This window comes from Shinella granuli, from assembly GCF_004341885.1.
In the GTDB taxonomy this organism is placed as follows: Bacteria; Pseudomonadota; Alphaproteobacteria; order Rhizobiales; family Rhizobiaceae; genus Shinella; species Shinella granuli.
This window is the reverse complement of sequence record NZ_SLVX01000005.1, coordinates 1-15,942: the sequence shown is the minus strand read 5'-3', so window position 1 is coordinate 15,942 and position 15,942 is coordinate 1. Positions and strand designations below refer to the sequence as shown.

General features: G+C 65.0%; 12 protein-coding genes. 5 read left to right on the top strand and 7 right to left on the bottom strand.

The window, feature by feature from the left end:
* Positions 1-53 precede the first annotated feature (53 nt).
* From EV665_RS10100 to EV665_RS10090, 3 genes are read left to right on the top strand one after another with little or no spacing between them, the layout of a single operon-like run.
* On the top strand, positions 54-815 hold the full coding sequence (locus EV665_RS10100; protein WP_133034006.1) for an ImuA family protein: 762 nt from the start codon (positions 54-56) through the stop codon (positions 813-815).
* Positions 727-2,250 (top strand): DUF6504 family protein, encoded by a 1,524-nt coding sequence (locus tag EV665_RS10095; protein WP_133034005.1) that lies wholly within the window; start codon positions 727-729, stop codon positions 2,248-2,250. Before EV665_RS10100 ends, EV665_RS10095 begins: the two co-directional genes overlap by 89 nt.
* Positions 2,247-5,435 (top strand): error-prone DNA polymerase, encoded by a 3,189-nt coding sequence (locus EV665_RS10090; RefSeq protein WP_133034004.1) that lies wholly within the window; start codon positions 2,247-2,249, stop codon positions 5,433-5,435. Before EV665_RS10095 ends, EV665_RS10090 begins: the two co-directional genes overlap by 4 nt.
* A 109-nt stretch (positions 5,436-5,544) precedes the next feature.
* On the opposite strand, the gene EV665_RS10085 is transcribed toward EV665_RS10090, so the two are convergent.
* Together EV665_RS10085 and EV665_RS10080 are read right to left on the bottom strand one after the other, a co-directional pair.
* Positions 5,545-7,542: a CocE/NonD family hydrolase gene (locus tag EV665_RS10085; RefSeq protein WP_133034003.1), complete on the bottom strand. Its 1,998-nt coding sequence runs from the start codon at positions 7,540-7,542 to the stop codon at positions 5,545-5,547.
* A 92-nt stretch (positions 7,543-7,634) separates the two neighbouring features.
* Entirely contained in the window at positions 7,635-9,218 is a 1,584-nt protein-coding gene (locus EV665_RS10080) for an ABC transporter substrate-binding protein (RefSeq protein WP_133034002.1), read from the bottom strand.
* 141 nt (positions 9,219-9,359) lie between these two features.
* Between EV665_RS10080 and EV665_RS10075 the strand changes: the two genes are divergently transcribed.
* Positions 9,360-10,154 carry a helix-turn-helix domain-containing protein gene (locus EV665_RS10075; protein ID WP_133034001.1) on the top strand — a complete coding sequence of 265 codons (795 nt, stop codon included), beginning with the start codon at positions 9,360-9,362 and terminating at the stop codon, positions 10,152-10,154.
* Positions 10,155-10,512: 358 nt separating this feature from the next.
* Positions 10,513-10,764 (top strand): hypothetical protein, encoded by a 252-nt coding sequence (locus EV665_RS10070; protein ID WP_084438418.1) that lies wholly within the window; start codon positions 10,513-10,515, stop codon positions 10,762-10,764.
* A 158-nt stretch (positions 10,765-10,922) separates the two neighbouring features.
* Here EV665_RS10070 and EV665_RS10065 read toward each other — a convergent pair whose 3' ends face one another.
* The 5 genes from EV665_RS10065 to EV665_RS10045 all read right to left on the bottom strand — a co-directional run bounded on the left by EV665_RS10065 (position 10,923) and on the right by EV665_RS10045 (position 15,875).
* Positions 10,923-12,221, bottom strand: coding sequence for a hypothetical protein (locus EV665_RS10065; RefSeq protein ID WP_133034000.1), 1,299 nt, complete (start codon positions 12,219-12,221; stop codon positions 10,923-10,925).
* On the bottom strand, positions 12,211-12,972 hold the full coding sequence (locus EV665_RS10060; RefSeq protein ID WP_133033999.1) for an ABC transporter ATP-binding protein: 762 nt from the start codon (positions 12,970-12,972) through the stop codon (positions 12,211-12,213). Before EV665_RS10060 ends, EV665_RS10065 begins: the two co-directional genes overlap by 11 nt.
* The gene (locus EV665_RS10055) at positions 12,965-14,014 is read right to left on the bottom strand and encodes a FecCD family ABC transporter permease (RefSeq protein WP_133033998.1); all 1,050 of its coding nucleotides are present in this window, start codon (positions 14,012-14,014) and stop codon (positions 12,965-12,967) included. Before EV665_RS10055 ends, EV665_RS10060 begins: the two co-directional genes overlap by 8 nt.
* A gap of 1 nt (position 14,015) precedes the next feature.
* On the bottom strand, positions 14,016-15,029 hold the full coding sequence (locus EV665_RS10050) for an ABC transporter substrate-binding protein (protein ID WP_245507679.1): 1,014 nt from the start codon (positions 15,027-15,029) through the stop codon (positions 14,016-14,018).
* Positions 15,030-15,482: 453 nt separating this feature from the next.
* Positions 15,483-15,875 (bottom strand): RidA family protein, encoded by a 393-nt coding sequence (locus EV665_RS10045; RefSeq protein ID WP_245507678.1) that lies wholly within the window; start codon positions 15,873-15,875, stop codon positions 15,483-15,485.
* Positions 15,876-15,942 lie beyond the last annotated feature (67 nt).

The following is a 15,942-nucleotide window of genomic DNA, read 5'->3' as shown; positions in this document are numbered from 1 at the left end:
TTTGAGAACAAATAAAGAACATATTGTCTTTCAATGGGGAGCCCGCCAAGCCGATGTCCGCCTCCGTGCATGCCGTTGTCGCCGATCTGCGCGACCGCATCCGGCAGTTCGACGGCCGCGCCCAGCGCGACCGGGCGGTGCTGCCCTTCGGCGTGCCGGAGATCGACGAGCGGCTGCCGGGCGGCGGGCTGGCGCTGGCCAGCCTGCACGAGATCTGCGGCGGCGGCAACGATGCCGTCGAGGCCAGCGCCGCCATGCTCTTTGCCGCCGGCATCGCCGCGCGCACGAAGGGACAGGTGCTCTGGTGCCTCACGCGGCCCGATCTTTTCGCGCCGGCGCTGGCGCAGGCGGGGCTTGCGCCCGGCCGCGTCCTCTATGTGGAGGCGGCCGACGAGAAGAGCCTGCTGCTCTGTTTCGAGGAGGGATTGCGCCATGGTGGGCTCGGCGCCGTCGTTGCCGAGGTGGCGCGCCTGTCGATGACCGCCTCGCGCCGCCTGCAGCTCGCCGCGGAGGCCGGCGGCACGCTCGGCCTTGCCCTGCGCCGTTTCCGTCACCGCAAGGAGGCGGATGCCCTTGCGCAGCCCTCTGCCGCGGTGACGCGCTGGCGGGTCTCTGTGCGGCCCTCCGCTCCCCTTCCCGTGCCGGGTGTCGGCCGGGCGCAATGGCTGCTGGAACTGGCCCGCTGCCGGGCCGGCGAGGCGGCGGACTTTGACGTGGAGGCCACCGATGCCGAGGGTCGTATCGCTTTTTCTTCCCGGCTGGCCGATCGATCGCCTGCGGCGGGCGCTCGGCGTTTCGGCGCCGCCGCCGGATAGCCGGCTCGTGCTCGTCGGCCGCGACGGGGCGCGCCGCATCCTGACGGCGGTGAGCCGGCCGGCCGAGCAGGCGGGCCTGCGCGTCGGCATGCCGCTCACCAAGGCCCATGCGCTGCTGCCGGGCGTCCTCACCATGCCCGCCGACCCCGCGGCCGATGCCGCCGCCCTCGGCCGCCTCGCGCTCTGGGCCCTGCAGCACTATGCGCCCATCGTTGCCCCGGACCCGCCCGATGGCCTCGTCATCGACACGACCGGTGCCGACCACCTGCACGGCGGCGAGGCGCGCATGCTGACCGGCCTCGTCAACCGTCTTTCCGCCTCCGGCATCTTTGCCCGTGCCGCCGTCGCCGACAGCTGGGGCGCGGCCCATGCCGCCGCCCGCTTCCTCGCCGATCCCGTATGCGTCCTCCCGCCGGGCAAGGCCGGCGAGGCCGTGTCGCCCCTGCCGGTCGCGGGATTGCGGATACCGCCGGAAACCGTGACGGGCCTTCATGTGCTCGGCTTCTCCACGATCGGCGATGTGCTGGCCGTGCCGCGCGCACCGCTCGTCCTGCGCTTCGGCCCGCTTCTCGGCCGCCGGCTCGACCAGCTCCAGGGCAGGATTTCCGAACCCGTCGATCCGCTGCGCGACCCGGAGCTCGTCACGGTCCGCAAGGTTTTCGGCGAGCCGATCGGGGCCCCAGAGACCATCGCGCGCTACACGGCCGGCCTCGTGCACGATCTCTGCGCGGCGCTGGAAAAACGTGGCCTCGGCGCCCGCCGGCTCGATCTCCTCTTCCATCGTGTCGACAATTCCCTGCAGGCGATTCGCATCGGCACGGCGCGGCCTGCGCGCGACGAAAGGCAGCTCATCCGGCTCCTGACGGACCGCATCGAGACGATCGATCCCGGCTTCGGCATCGAGATCATGGACCTGACCGCGACGCTGGCCGAACCGCTCGTCCTGCAGCAGGCCGCCTCCTCCCTGATCGAGGCGGAGGAGGCGGACCTTGCCGGTCTCGTCGACGTGATCGTCAACCGCATCGGTGCCGCGCGCCTCTATCGCATCGCCCCGGTCGAAAGCGACGTGCCGGAGCGCTCCTTCCGCCGCATTCCGCCGCTTTCGCCCGAGACGGGCACGACCTGGCCAAGCCGCTGGCCGCGTCCCGCCCGTCTCCTGGCCCGGCCGGAGCCGGTGGAGGTCATGGCCCTCCTGCCGGATCATCCGCCCGCCTCCTTCACCTGGCGCGGCGTGCGACGGCTGGTCAAGCGGGCCGATGGGCCGGAGCGTATCTTCGGCGAATGGTGGAAGCGCGATGCCGAGCTGGCGGCCGTGCGGGATTATTTCCAGGTCGAGGACACCGAGGGGGAACGCTTCTGGCTCTTCCGTTCCGGCAATGAAGAGCAGGCGGCAAGCGGGGTCGGCCGCTGGTTCCTGCACGGGATTTTCGCATGAAACCGCGCTACGCCGAGCTTCAGGTGACGTCCCACTTCTCGTTCCTGCGCGGGGCGAGCAGCTGTGCGGACCTGTTCGCGCAGGCGAGCGCCCTTGGCATCGAGGCGCTTGCCGTCGTCGATCGCAACAGCCTTGCCGGCGTCGTCCAGGCCTTCAAGGCGTCGCGGGAGCTTCCGGAGGATGCCCCGTCGGTGCGGCTAGTGGTCGGCTGCCGGCTCGACCTTGTCGATGGCATGTCGCTGCTCGTCTATCCGACCGACCGCGCCGCCTATGGCCGTCTCTGCCGCCTGCTCACCATCGGCAAGAAGAGGGCCGGCAAGGGCAGGTGCCATCTCGACTGGTCCGACGTCGTTGAATGGAGCGAGGGCCTTCTCGCCGTGCTGGTGCCCGACGAGGCGGACGAGACCGCCGCCTTCCAGTTGCGCCGCCTGCGCGAGCATTTCAAGGAGCGCTGCTATCTCGCCCTCACGCTCCGCCGCCGGCCAAACGACCAGTTGCGGCTGTTCGACCTCTCCAATCTCGCCGCCCGCCATGGCGTGCCCACCGTCGTCACCAACGACGTGCTCTACCATGCGCCCGCCCGGCGCATGCTGCAGGACATCGTCACCTGCATCCGTCACAACGTCGCCATCGACAATGCCGGCTTCCTGCGCGAACGCCACGCCGACCGCTACCTCAAGCCCCCGGAGGAAATGCACCGTCTCTTCGCGCGTTACCCGGAGGCGCTGCGGCGGACGCTGGAGATCGTCGAGCGCTGCCGGTTCTCGCTGGACAAGCTGATGTACCAGTATCCGGACGAAACGTCCCATCCTGACACGAGCTCGCAGGAAACCTTGGAGGCCTTCGTTCGCCAGGCCGTTATCGAGCGCTATCCGGCCGGTTTGCCGGAGACGTTGCGGGAAAGGCTCGACCATGAATTGGCGTTGATCGAAAAGAAGCAATACGCGCCCTATTTCCTGACGGTCAACGCGATCGTGCGCCATGCACGCTCCATCGGCATACTCTGTCAGGGGCGTGGTTCGGCTGCCAACAGCGCCGTCTGCTTCGTTCTCGGGATCACCGCGATCGATCCGGAGCGGAGCCATCTTCTCTTCGAGCGCTTCGTTTCCGAGGAGCGCGACGAGCCACCTGATATCGATGTGGATTTCGAGCACGAGCGGCGGGAAGAGGTGATCGGCTGGATCTACGATACCTACGGATGGGATCGGTCCGCGCTCTGCGCGACGGTCATCCGCTATCGCTCCCGGGCGGCGATGCGCGATGTCGGTCGGGCGCTCGGCATGCCGGAGGATGTGCTGAAAGCGTTGTCCTCACAGGTCTGGGGCTGGTCCAACGATGTGCCGCAGAGCCATGCGGTTTCGGCCGGGCTCAATGTGGACGACCGCCGTATCCGGCTGCTGTTCGATCTCGCGCGTCAGTTGATCAACGCCCCGCGCCACCTCTCGCAGCATCCGGGCGGTTTCGTGCTGACGCGTGACCGGCTGGACGATCTGGTCCCGATCGAACCGGCGGCGATGGACAAGCGGCAGGTGATCGAATGGGACAAGGACGATATCGAATATCTGCACTTCATGAAGGTCGACGTACTGGCGCTCGGCATGCTGTCGTGCATGCGCCGTGCGCTGGATTTCCTTCGAGAGCACAAGGGGATCGACTACGACCTCACCACCATCCCTGCCAAGGACAAGGCGACGTTCGAGATGATCTCGAAGGCCGATACGATCGGTACGTTCCAGATCGAGAGCCGGGCGCAGATGTCCATGTTGCCACGCCTGAAACCGCAGACGTTCTACGATATCGTCATCCAGGTGGCAATCGTGCGGCCGGGGCCGATCCAGGGCGACATGGTGCATCCTTATCTGAAGCGTCGGCAAAAACTAGAGGATGTCGATTATCCGAACCCGGCCTTTCGAAAGGTTCTCGAACGCACCCTTGGCGTGCCGCTGTTCCAGGAGCAGGCCATGCAGGTCGCCATCGACTGTGCTAGTTTCAAGCCAGGACGAGCCGACCAGTTGCGCCGGGCGATGGCGACCTTCAAGCAGACCGGCGGTGTGGACAAGTTTCGCGACGAACTGATCGAAGGCATGGTCAAGAATCACTACCCCCGCGATTTCGCCGAACGCATCTGCCGCCAGCTCGAAGGGTTCGGCTCCTACGGTTTTCCGGAAAGCCACGCCTACAGTTTCGCGATCATCGCCTATGCCTCCGCCTGGATGAAATGCCATCACCCGGACGTCTTCTGCGCCGCCCTGCTCAATTCCCAGCCGATGGGGTTCTACGCCCCGGCACAGATCGTGCGCGATGCGCGCGAGCACGGGGTGGAGGTGCGGCCGGTCTGCATCAATGCCAGCCGCTGGGATTGCACGCTGGAGCCGACGGACGAGGAGGGACGGCTTGCCGTGCGGCTCGGGCTGCGGATGGTCAAGGGCCTCGACAACAAGGAGATGGGCGATTTTCTTGCAGCAAGGGGCGAGGCGCCATTTGCCTCGGTCGATGACCTCTGGCGCCGCACGAAACTCGCATCCGACACGCTGGTGCGCCTTGCCGAGGCGGATGCCTTCCGGCCATCGCTCGGGCTCTCCCGCCGCGAGGCGCTATGGGCGATCCGCGGCTTGCGGGACGAGCCGCTGCCGCTGTTTTCCGCGGCGGCCGAGCGGGAGGCAGCGGCCCTGCCGGAATTGACGGAACCGGTGGTGGCATTGCGGCCCATGGCGACAGGCGGCGAGGTGGTGGAGGATTATGGCCGCGTCGGCCTGACGCTCCGGGCCCATCCGGTGAGCTTCCTGCGGGAGGGCCTCGCCCGCCGCCGCCTGCTTTCCTGCGCCGACGCGACGCGGCTTCGCGATCGCCAGAAGGTCGAGACGGCCGGCATCGTGCTCGTCCGCCAGCAGCCGGGCTCGGCCAAGGGCGTCATCTTCGTGACGATCGAGGACGAGACGGGCATCGCCAACCTCGTCGTCTGGCGCAAGGTCTTCCTCGCCTATCGTCCCATCGTGATGGGCGCGCCGATGATCGGCGTCAAAGGCTATATCCAACGGGAGGGCGAGGTGGTGCATATCGTCGTGCAGCACCTCACCGATCTCTCCGCCGACTTCGCCACCATCGGCCGGCGCGGCGACGCCGCGCAGCCGGAAACCCGCGAGGCCGTGCAGACCATCCGCGTCAAATCCCGCGACTTCCATTAGAGCATTTCCGCTTTTCGTCGAATCGCGAAAACGCTCTGTCTGTTTGTAGGACCGTCGCGCAAATTCCTGGATTGCGCGGGATTTTTCCGCGTCGTACAGGCCGTTCCCTCTACATGAAGTCGCGCGGGACCGCTTTCTCGAACGTCTTCTCGAAGATCTGCACCTCGTCCTCGAAGGCGCGTATGCTGGCCGAGATCAGCCAGTCCGTCGCGGTGCAGGCGATGGTCGCGGTCGAGACGGTGCGCACGAACCAGCCGGGGCGCTGCATATCGCAGGTCCAGACGGCGGTGCCGGTCATCGAGAGCGGATCGTTCCCGGCGATCGACCAGAGTTCGTCGCGCACCTGCCGGGTGGCAAGGCCCGTGCCGGGATGCTCGGTGAGGCCGGTGTCCTCGTAGATCGTGTATTCGGTGAGGCCGTTGGTGAGGTCGCGCTCGACGCCGCGGGCGGTCTCGGCCGGGGCAAGCTCGGTGTATTTCGGCAGCGGGTCGGGATTGGCCGGCTCTGGAAGCGCGATGACGCGGTGTGCGCCGAGTTTCGGCAAGGCGAGGCCGAGCGAGGCGAGATCGATCGTCACTCCGGCATCCGTCGGCGGCGGCAGCACCATCGGCCAATAGGATGTCGAGAGCGACAGGCGGATGCGGTGGCCGGCGCGGAAGCGGTAGCCCATGGCGTCGAGCACGAGGCGGATGCGGATCTTCTGTCCCCTGGGCATCGCCTTCGGTTCGGCGTTGCCGCCGCGGTGGGCGAGGTTGAGCACGCCGAAGGTGACGCGCGTCGCCGTGCCGTCCGGGTGGATATCGACGAGGCGGGCGCAGAGATTGGCAATCTCGGCGTCCGTCGCGATGTCGAGCTCCAGCACCGGCTGGCCGAGGAAGTCCTGGGCTTCCACGAGCGGCGCGGTCTCGATCACCAGCGAGCCGGCATCGTCGAGGCGCTGGTCGAGCGCCATTTCCGCGTCCGGCTTCAGCGTGAACCATTCGCCGGCCATGATGCCGGTGTCGAGCGGCGATTTGAGATAGCGGTCGTGGCCGCTGGCGCCGGCGATCGGCATGCCGGGCGCCAGCGCGCCATATTGCTCGACATAGAAGGTCGCCATGTCGGGCGTCTCCCAGCGATCCTTGGCGATCCAGAAGCCGGGATCGGCCTCGCGGCGCAGCGCCGGGCGGGCGGCGTCCTGGATATAGGCGCGCACCTGCGGCGTTGCCTCCGCGCCGTTCTCTTCGCCGCGCAGCCAGCGGTTCCACCAGGCGATGGCCTCGGCATGGAAATCCATGCGCGGCTTCGGCCAGGCGAAGTGTGGGTATTTGTGGACCCAGGGGCCGATCAGCGCCTTGGCCTTGTCGCCAAGACCCTCGACGGCCTTGAGCGGCGTGCTGCGATAGCCGTCCGCCCAGCCGGCGATGACGAGGGCGGGGACGGGGAAGCCGGCGAAATCCTCGCAGATGGAACCGTGTTTCCAGAAGGCGTCGCGGCGCTGGTGCTGCAGCCATTCTTCCATGAAGAAGGGTTCGCTCTCCAGCCGCTCCAGCCACATGGCCTTCCAGCGTTCGCCGACGATATCGGGGTCGGGCGAGCGGGACTGGTAGGCGAGCATGGTGGCGGCCCAGGAGAGCTGGGCGGAAAGGTGGGTGCCGTTCTTGTAGTGGATGTCGTCGTTGTAGCGGTCGACGGTTGAGGCGATGGAGATGACTGCCTTCAGCGCCGGTGGCTTCAGCGCGGCGACCTGCAGGCAGTTGAAGCCACCCCAGGAGATGCCCATCATGCCGACCGACCCGTTCGACCAGGGCTGTGCCGCGATCCAGCCGATGAGCTCGCAGGCATTCGCCAGCTCCAGCGGCGTGTATTCGCCGTCGATGACGCCGTCGGATTCGCCCGAGCCGCGGATATCGACGCGCACGCCGGCAATGCCGGCGGCGGCGAAGACGGGATAGGTCGATTCATCGCGCGTGCACGTGCCGTCGCGCTTGCGGTAGGGCAGAAATTCGAAGACGGCGGGCACGGGATCCGCGTCGGCCCCGTCCGGCATCCAGATGCGGGCGGCAAGCCGCGTGCCGTCGGCAAGCGTGATCCACTGGTTTTCGATGACGGTGAAGGGGCGAGGCATGGCGGGCGTCCGTTTGGCGGGAGAGGCGGGTTTCATCGGGGGATGCAGCGCGGGGCGCTGCATCCCCCGGTCATGGACATAGAGGCATAAGGTCAGGCGTCGAGCCAGACCCGGCTTGCGACATAGCCGTTGGAGACGTCGTTGCCGATGTCGTGGACATAGCCCTTCACCTGTTTGGAGCAGGCGTTGAGGTAGTCGTTGAAGACCGGCAGGATCAGGCCGCCCTCGTCGCGCACGATGAGCGCCATGGTCTTGTAGAGCGCGCGGCGCTTGGTTTCGTCGAGCTCGGCCCTTGCCTGGAGGACCAGCTTGTCGAAATCCGGCCGCTTGAAGCGCGTGTCGTTCCATTCGGCATTGGAGACATAGGAGGTGGAATAGCGTGAATCCTGTGTCGGGCGCCCGCCCCAGTAGGACGCGGAGAAGGGCTGGACGTTCCAGACGTTCGTCCAGTAGCCGTCATCCGGCTCGCGCTTGACGTCGATGGCGATGCCGGCCTTCTTGGCGCTCTCCTGGAAGAGCACGGCGGCATCGACCGCGCCGGGAAAGGCGGCTTCGGCGGTGCGCAGGAGGATCGGGCCGGAATGGCCGGATTTCTTGTAGTGGAAGGCGGCCTTGTCCGGGTCGAAGGTGCGCTGCTCGATACCGTCAGGGGCGAGGGCATAGGCCGCATTGACCGGATAATCGTTGCCGAGCGTGCCGTAGCCGCTGAGCGCCCGGTCGAGGATCTCCTGGCGGTCGATGGCGTATTTCAGCGCGAGGCGCAGATCGTTGTTGTCGAACGGTGCCGTGTCGCAATGCATCAGGAAACTGTAGAAGCCCTTGCCGCCGGTCTGGAGGATTTCGACGATCGGCGCGCGCTTCAGGAGTTCGACGGTCTTGGGCTCCACCGCGCTGATGAAGTGGACCTGACCGGACGACAGCGCCGCGATGCGCGCGGTCGTGTCGTTCATGACGATGATCTCGACGCTGTCGACGAAGCCGCGGTCAGAACGCCAGTCGTTCGCGTTCTTCTCGAAGGTCGTACGCACGCCCGCCTCGAAGGAGGCCAGCTTGTAGGGGCCGGTGCCGATCGCCGCATTGGGGTTTTCCACGCCTCCGCCCGGCTGGATGATCAGGTGGTAGTCCGAGAGGATCAGCGGCAGGTCGGCATTGCCTTCGGCGAGCGTGATCACCAGGTCGCCCGCCTTGTCCTCGAAGGACCTGATCGAGCCGAGAAGCCCGAGCGCGCCCGACTTGGAGCCGGCATCGGAGTGCCGCTTCAGCGTGGCGAGCACGTCGGCGATGGTCATCGGGCTGCCGTCGTGGAACGTGACGCCCTTGCGGATCTTGAAGGTCCAGGTCGCGGCATCGGCGGAGGCTTCCCAGGATTCGGCAAGGGCCGGGACGGCGACGCCGGTATCAGGATGGGATTCGACCAGCGTATCTCCCCAGCAACGGCCCGTCACGAAGGCGACACCGGCGCTGTAGCCTGCCGGATCAAGCGTATCCGTCGCAGCGCCGCCCTTCAGGCCGAGCTTCAGATGCCCGCCGCGCTTCGGCTCCTGCGCGAGCGCGCGCCCCGATGCAAGGGTCGCCGCTGTTGCGGCGAGCACGCCGAGGGCGGCTGCACCGCCGAGGAACTCGCGGCGCTTGAGGCCGCCGGTGGAATTTACATCAGGCTTCCAGATGCGCGTCATGTCGTGGGTTCCCCATTTTGTGCGGCCCCGGACATCCACCGGAGCTTTCGAGGAAATCGTAGCGAAGATGGGGGCTGGTGAGAATTTCACGACTTGACGCGATTTTACGCTGCTTTACGCTCTTGTTTCCTGGAGTGAACCATGCAGCCGACGTCTTTCCCGATCAATCTCCGGCATGCCTGCAGCACCCGCAAGTCGGTGTCGGAAATCTGCCGCCAACTCGGCGTCAACCGCCAGCAGTTCAACCGCTATGTGAACGGCGAGGCGGTTCCCTCGCCGCACAATCTGGCGCGGATCGCGGCCTTCTTCGGCGTCAGGCCGGCCGACTTTTCGCTCGACCCGGCCCAGTTCGAGCTGCGCCTCGTGAGCGCGGCCGGCGGGGCCTTCGGCACCGACGTGCTGCATACCTGCTTTCCCGGCAACCTGCCGTCGCTTCGCCGGCATCTCGGCTACTACCAGACCTATCACGTCTCGCTCTCGTGGCCGGGCATGATCGTCTGCTCCTGTGCCCGGCTGGACGAGCACGAAGGTGCGGTGCGCGTGAAATCCATCGAACGCATCCAGGACCGGCCGCATGAAATCCGCCAGTTCTCGAAATATGTCGGCCTCGCCTCGTTTCTCCGCAACCGCATCTTCGTCGTCGAGCGCAGCACCGGGCCTGAGCCGATGATCGCGCAGACGATCCTGACGCCCTTCGAAACGCACCAGCGCATCTATCTGAAGGGCATGACGATGGGTGTTTCCTGGCGGAAGCAGAACCTTCCCTATGCCTCGCGCGTCATCTGGCGCCACCTCGGCACGGATACCGACCGGCGCCAATTGCTGTCCCGCTGCGGCGTGCTGCAGCCGGGCTCGCGGCAGCTTCCCCCGACGGTGCGCGAATTCCTCGACGCAAGCGAAAACCCCGCCATTTCCATTCCGTTCAATGAGGCATGAACTGCTTGAGCAGGGTGCGCGCTTCCTGTGGCGGAACACGCTTGTAATGCTGCGGCTTGTGGCCGCAGGCTTGATCACGACAGTAGTGCCGCAGCAGAGCGCCTTGCACTTGAGCCAGACTGCCGAGGGGTGATCCCTTCGGTCTCGTTCCGGCGCGATGGCGCGAACGTCACGAATCGACGAATCCACGAGGAGGAGGGCAGCATTTACCTCTCTTGGTGCTGTCGCCTGCCTCTTGACGACGCAAAGCGTTGACGTCGCGACGACCAACTCTATTGTGGGGAGAGAGGCAACATCCTCGCCGCCATGGTATCGGCTACCCTGGAACGGCAGGCCAACCTTGAGTGAAAGCGCAGCGATGCTGAAAACCGATACCCGCCAAGCAAATTGGCGTCGTGCCAATCCCGGCAAATACGACGCGCACCTCGCCGTGCAGCGAGCGGTGAAGTCAGGCGAGCTGGCAAAGCAAACCTGCGAGGTTTGCGGGGCGGAAGCGGTCGATGCTCATCACGATCGATATGATGAGCCTTTGAAGGTTCGGTGGTTATGCCGTCGGCATCACACGAGGCTTCACCACTATGGCGAAGACATGTTTCCTGTCAGAGGCTGACCTTTAAGACCTGCGTCGATTGGCGCCGCAACCTTCCTTCGGCATTCGACCTTGTGCCATCCTCGTGATCCGACGATGATCAAAGCGGTTGGCTCTTGTCCAAGCCCGGATCGATGCGGTTCCGTTCGGCCGGCAGCTTATTCCATCCGCGGAATGCTCTAAAACAGCAACTCACCCAGTGAAAGCCGCCGAAGCGCGACAGCGATGTTTGCCACAAGCGCCTCCTTTTTGGGTCCGTGGTCCGGATAGCGGGTCATGTTGTCGCCATTGTGCATGAAGACGAACCCACCGCGTCCCGCCGTCGTCGGATAGCGCCAGATCCAGTCCGCCGGTTTTGGGTCGTTTGGCGGGCCTACGTCCGTCAGCCAGATCGCCCCGGGAGGCGGGTCGGTCCAACCGCGGGCATACTGGCCGAAGACGCCCTGCCAACCGTCGAAATCCTCCCCGAGATCACCGAAGATGCCAAACCGGTCGTTGCGCACGCGGACCTTGATGTTGGTGAACGGCCGCGGCGAAACGGCGTGGAACGGCGCCATGAAGTCGAGCCAGGGCTGGCAGGGCTCCGCGCAGATGATGAGGTTGCCGCCGCCTGCCAGAAACGCCAGGAGATCGGCTGATCGGCGCTTGAGGAAGACCTCGTCATGGCTGCTGGGAATATAGAGCGTGTCGGTTGTCTCCAAGAGGTCCGGACCGAGCCGGTCGAGCGGCGCGAAGGTGAGTTCGAAGCCTGCGCGGCTTAGGCCGTCCTCGATCCAGTCCGGACGCCATTCCGACGGAACATGCGAGCACTGCAGGTAGGTGAAGCGGTTTCTTGCCGGCCGCTCGATGCCAAGCTCGCGATTGAGCCAGGGGTAGAAGGATTGCAGAAAGCGCGTCGTCGCGGGCATGAAGCGCTGGCCGTTGTGCGAGTGCGGGTCCAGCGTCGCGAGCATCAGCCGACCGCCGCCGGCAAGCGATGGGAAGTCGAGAAAAAGGCTGCGTCCGGCGCCCTCGATCTCGACGATCGATCTTGCGCCGTCCGGTACATTGTAGGAGCCGCCCCAATGCCAGCTCATATGCGAGAGCGGCATGCTTTCGGTGATCGGGTGATGCGGGGCGGAAAGCGTCACCTCCAGCTTCTCGCCCTTCGTCCACCACAGCCAGTCGCGGCAGTTTCCGGGCTGCCAGGTCAGTTCCGGAATGTCGAGCCAGTCGGCATGGCCTTGCAGGCACACGATGAGGAAGCCGCCGCCCTGCAGATAGGCGTTCAATTGCCGCGCGTAGGGCCGCGGCGCCTCCGCGTCCATCGCATCCGGCATGATGACAGCCGCATAGGCCGAAAGGTCGACGGACGGCAGGTCGTGGATGTAGACGAGGTCGTCGATATAGTGATTGAAGTCCTGGAAGCTTCTCAACTGCCAGCTATTGCCCCAGTGAACATAGGCAATGCCCTTGCCGGTCGTGGTTTTATCCAGCATCGTGGTGTGCTCCATCATGACGGAACAGAGGTGCATAGGTGTGTTTGCCGACGCCGGCAAAATCCGCCCGCGCGATCGGCAGATCGTAGAGCACGGTGAGGTTCTCGGCGCTGAGCGCGTTAGCCGCCGGCCCACAGATATAGCTGCTTCCGCTCGTCATCAGCAGCACGTCGCTTGCGATTTCCACCGCATGCTGGGGCATGTGCGTCGAGAAGACGATCGTCATTCCATGGGCTTGCCTGAGATGTTCGAGGAGCCCAAGGACCTTGTCCTGGTTCTTGTAGTCGAGCGCCGCGCAGGGCTCGTCGAGCACCAGCAATTCGCACTCCGACGCCAGCGCCTGGGCGATCATGACGAGTTGCCGCTGGCCGCCGCTCAGCGAATTGAAGGCCTGCGGTTCCAGATGGTGAATGCCGAGGAGGCCAAGATAATGACGTGTGATCTCGTAGTCTCGCCGCCCCGGCGCACCGAAAAGGCCAAGGTGGCGTGCCCGCCCCATCAGCGCGATGTCGAGCGCGGAGTAGGAGAAGGGTGCCTCGAAGAGCTGCGGCACGAAACCGACCTGCCCGCCGATCCGCAGCCTGCCGGACCTCGGCTTCAACACGCCGATCAGGGTGCTGATAAGGGTCGTCTTGCCGACGCCGTTGGCGCCGAGCACGGCAAGGGTTCGCCCGCGATCGAGCGTGATACTGTAGTCCTGCAGGATGGTCCTGCCGCCACGTTCGACGGTGAGGTTGCTTGCCTCAATCACTGGACCAGCCTCCCCTGGCATGGAGGCGGCGCAGGATCACCGCGAAGACGGGAACGCCGATCAGTGCGGTAATGATGCCGAGCGGGATTTCCGCGGTCGTCACGGTGCGCGCGAGATCGTCGACAAGCAGAAGGTAGATGGCGCCCAGAACGCCGGAGACCGGCAGCAGGCGCTGGTGGGAGGCGCCGACAAGCGCACGGCCGACATGCGGAATGACCAGGCCCACCCAGCCGATGATGCCGGATGTTGCGACGACACCGGCCGAAATCAGGGCCGAGGCGACAAGGATGATCCACTGTACCAGCACGACCTTCGTTCCGAGCGCCCGGGCCTTCTCCTCGCCGAGCGAAAGGATGTTGATCTGGAAGCGCAAGAGGTAGATCGCGGCCGCGGATGGCCCGACTGCCGCGACCAGAAGCAGAACGTCGAGATAGTTGCTCGAGGCGATGCTGCCCATCAGCCAGTAGGTGATGGCGGGCAGTTTCTGGAAAGGATCGGCAAGGAGCTTGGCGATGGAGATCGCCGCCGAGAAGAAGGCCGAGATGACCACGCCGGCAAGGACGAGTGTCAGCATGCTTGTCCGGCCGCGGACGGTCGAGAGCAGCTTGACCAGAAGCACGCTGCCGATGCCGAAGAGAAAGGCCATCGCCAGCAGGATGTAGCCCTGCAATCCCATGAGAATTGCGAGCGTGCCGCCGAAACCCGCGCCCGACGTCACGCCGATGACGCCGGGATCGACGAGCGGATTGCGGAAGAGGCCCTGCAGGGCGGCGCCTGACACGGAAAGGCCGAAGCCGATGATGACGGCGGCCATGATGCGCGGCAGGCGTACCTGCTCGACCACGACTTCGTGCACCGGATCCCAGTAGGGAACGACCAGGGGATGAACGTTGTCGATCAGGATATAGGCGACATCGCGCACGGAGAGGTCGTAGCGCCCGATCGTCACCGAGTAGAGGATCGCCGCGACGAGCAGACAGGTGAGGATCGAGAGAACGGAAACCGCGCCGAGATTCCGTCCTTTCGTTGCTGGCTGGGGCATTCTAGCCGAATATGTCGACATACTTGTCCGCGGGCGCGTTGCGTTCGGATTCGAGGATCGCCTTGACCTGATCGTCCGTCAACTTCGCCCCGTAGAGCAGTTCATAGACGCTTGCGATCTGCGTCTTGAAGTCGGGCGCGAAATCGGTGCCATGGGCGATGGCGGCGAGCCATTCGGAGGTCAGGAAGATTTCCGGCGCGTCGGGCGTGCGGGCGAAGACCGGCTGCTTGTAGACGCGCTTTTCCTTGACCGCCTTGAGGCTGGCCAGAACCGGATTGTCGAAGAAATCCTTCGGGTTGAGATCATCTGCATAGGCCGGGATGACGATGATGTCGGGGTTCCAGACGAGCAGTTGTTCGAAATCCACCGTCCGCCACCATTCCCCGGTATTGTCGGCCGCGGGATTGGTCACGCCGCTAAGGGCCAGGTTCTGCGAGCCATTCGCGATGACCTGGATCTGGTCGGCCACCTTGTCGATGTGCAGCACCGTCGGGAGCTTGGCGGCATCGAGCTGCGCAACCTTGGCATCGAGCGATGCCAGCGTGTCGGACTGGGCCTTCAAAATGGCCTGCGCGCGGTCATCGCGACCGGTCATCTGGCCGGTCAGGGTGAGATAGTCGAGACGATCCTGCTCCGTGCAGCACTTCCAGGCCACGACGGTGAGGCCGACACGCTCCAGCGGCTCGATGATCTTTTCGTCATGCGCCCACTGGATAACGGCGTCGGGCTTCTGCGCAAGAATGGCCTCGACATTCGGCACGAAGCCATCCTGGGCGGCGCTGGTGTCGATCTTCGCCATTTCCGGAAGCAGCTCGGCGTAGATCCCCTTGGTGAAATAGCGCACCAGAGAATCCTTGTTCATGCCGATGATGTGATCCGCCTTCTCATCGATGGCGCGATAGATGATCGGCGCCGAACGAACGATCGTGACGACGCGTTCCGGCGGCTTGGCGAAAGTGATCGTCTTGCCGCGATGATCGACGAAGGCGTTTTCCGCCTGAGAGGCGGCCGGCATTGAGATGAGAGCGGACCCGGCCAATACGGATGAGATTATCAGGCGGCTAAACATGGTTTGCTTCCTTGCGCTTCGGAGGGCTGACAGATGTTGCGACATGCCTTGGAACCGATATTATGAGCTTCGTATTCAAGTTATCGATGCATGTCCAGCATCCGATGACGCGTTGGACGCCTGGATCGCCGATGTATCGTTCCTCCCCTGAAAAAAGGGACCCTGGCACGTAGAGGGCCCAAGTCGTTTTGGGATCGTGTCACGCCCCGGCCGGGAGGCGGTTTACGAGATGTGCCTACGGCCCAGGGACTTCCTTTTGGGTGACATGCCCGGCATCTACCGCATGCAGCCGTCGCGAAAATTCCTGTTGTACGATGAAGAAAGCCGTCGCGGTCTTGGAAGTTTCGCGACGGCAAGCGCGGCTGTTCGGGCCGCTCGCGCGGCCCTGTGGCGGGACCGCTAGTTCAGAACGACCACGGCTTCCACCTCGAAAAGCATGGGGTCTATTGCCAGCTTGGGAACTGGAACCAAGGTCTGCGCGGGCAGCCTGTCACCGAACATTTCCGTGACGTTCCGGGTCAGTACCCCAAGCTTTGACATATCGTGATCGACCACGAAAACGGTGAGTTTGGCGACCTGGTCCGGCTTGGCGCCGAGCGCTTCGAGGGCGGCGCGCAAATTTACATAGGCTTGTTTCACCTGGGCCGCGAAGTCGGGTGACAATGCTCCCATGCTGTCCTGGCCGCCCTGTCCCGAAATATAGGCAATTTTGGCACCGGCAGGCACGATGACCGCCGTGCTGTAGCCGTTCGGCGTCGGATCGCTGTCAACGGCGGAGTAAAAACCGGCCACGGGGCGGAGCAAAAGTCGGCCACTGCGGCGCCGGCCTGAGACCGCCGGGAGGGCTTAAGCCCGAGCG

Excerpts from the sequence above, each read along its gene's own strand:
- EV665_RS10050 (WP_245507679.1), bottom strand. The coding sequence starts at position 15,029 with ATGCCGGCCGCCTCTCAGGCGGAAAACGCCTTCGTCGATCATCGCGGC.
- EV665_RS10095 (WP_133034005.1), top strand. The coding sequence starts at position 727 with ATGCCGAGGGTCGTATCGCTTTTTCTTCCCGGCTGGCCGATCGATCGC.
- EV665_RS10090 (WP_133034004.1), top strand. The coding sequence starts at position 2,247 with ATGAAACCGCGCTACGCCGAGCTTCAGGTGACGTCCCACTTCTCGTTC.
- EV665_RS10070 (WP_084438418.1), top strand. The coding sequence starts at position 10,513 with ATGCTGAAAACCGATACCCGCCAAGCAAATTGGCGTCGTGCCAATCCC.
- EV665_RS10100 (WP_133034006.1), top strand. The coding sequence starts at position 54 with ATGTCCGCCTCCGTGCATGCCGTTGTCGCCGATCTGCGCGACCGCATC.
- EV665_RS10065 (WP_133034000.1), bottom strand. The coding sequence starts at position 12,221 with ATGCTGGATAAAACCACGACCGGCAAGGGCATTGCCTATGTTCACTGG.
- EV665_RS10055 (WP_133033998.1), bottom strand. The coding sequence starts at position 14,014 with ATGCCCCAGCCAGCAACGAAAGGACGGAATCTCGGCGCGGTTTCCGTT.
- EV665_RS10075 (WP_133034001.1), top strand. The coding sequence starts at position 9,360 with ATGCAGCCGACGTCTTTCCCGATCAATCTCCGGCATGCCTGCAGCACC.
- EV665_RS10080 (WP_133034002.1), bottom strand. The coding sequence starts at position 9,218 with ATGACGCGCATCTGGAAGCCTGATGTAAATTCCACCGGCGGCCTCAAG.
- EV665_RS10085 (WP_133034003.1), bottom strand. The coding sequence starts at position 7,542 with ATGCCTCGCCCCTTCACCGTCATCGAAAACCAGTGGATCACGCTTGCC.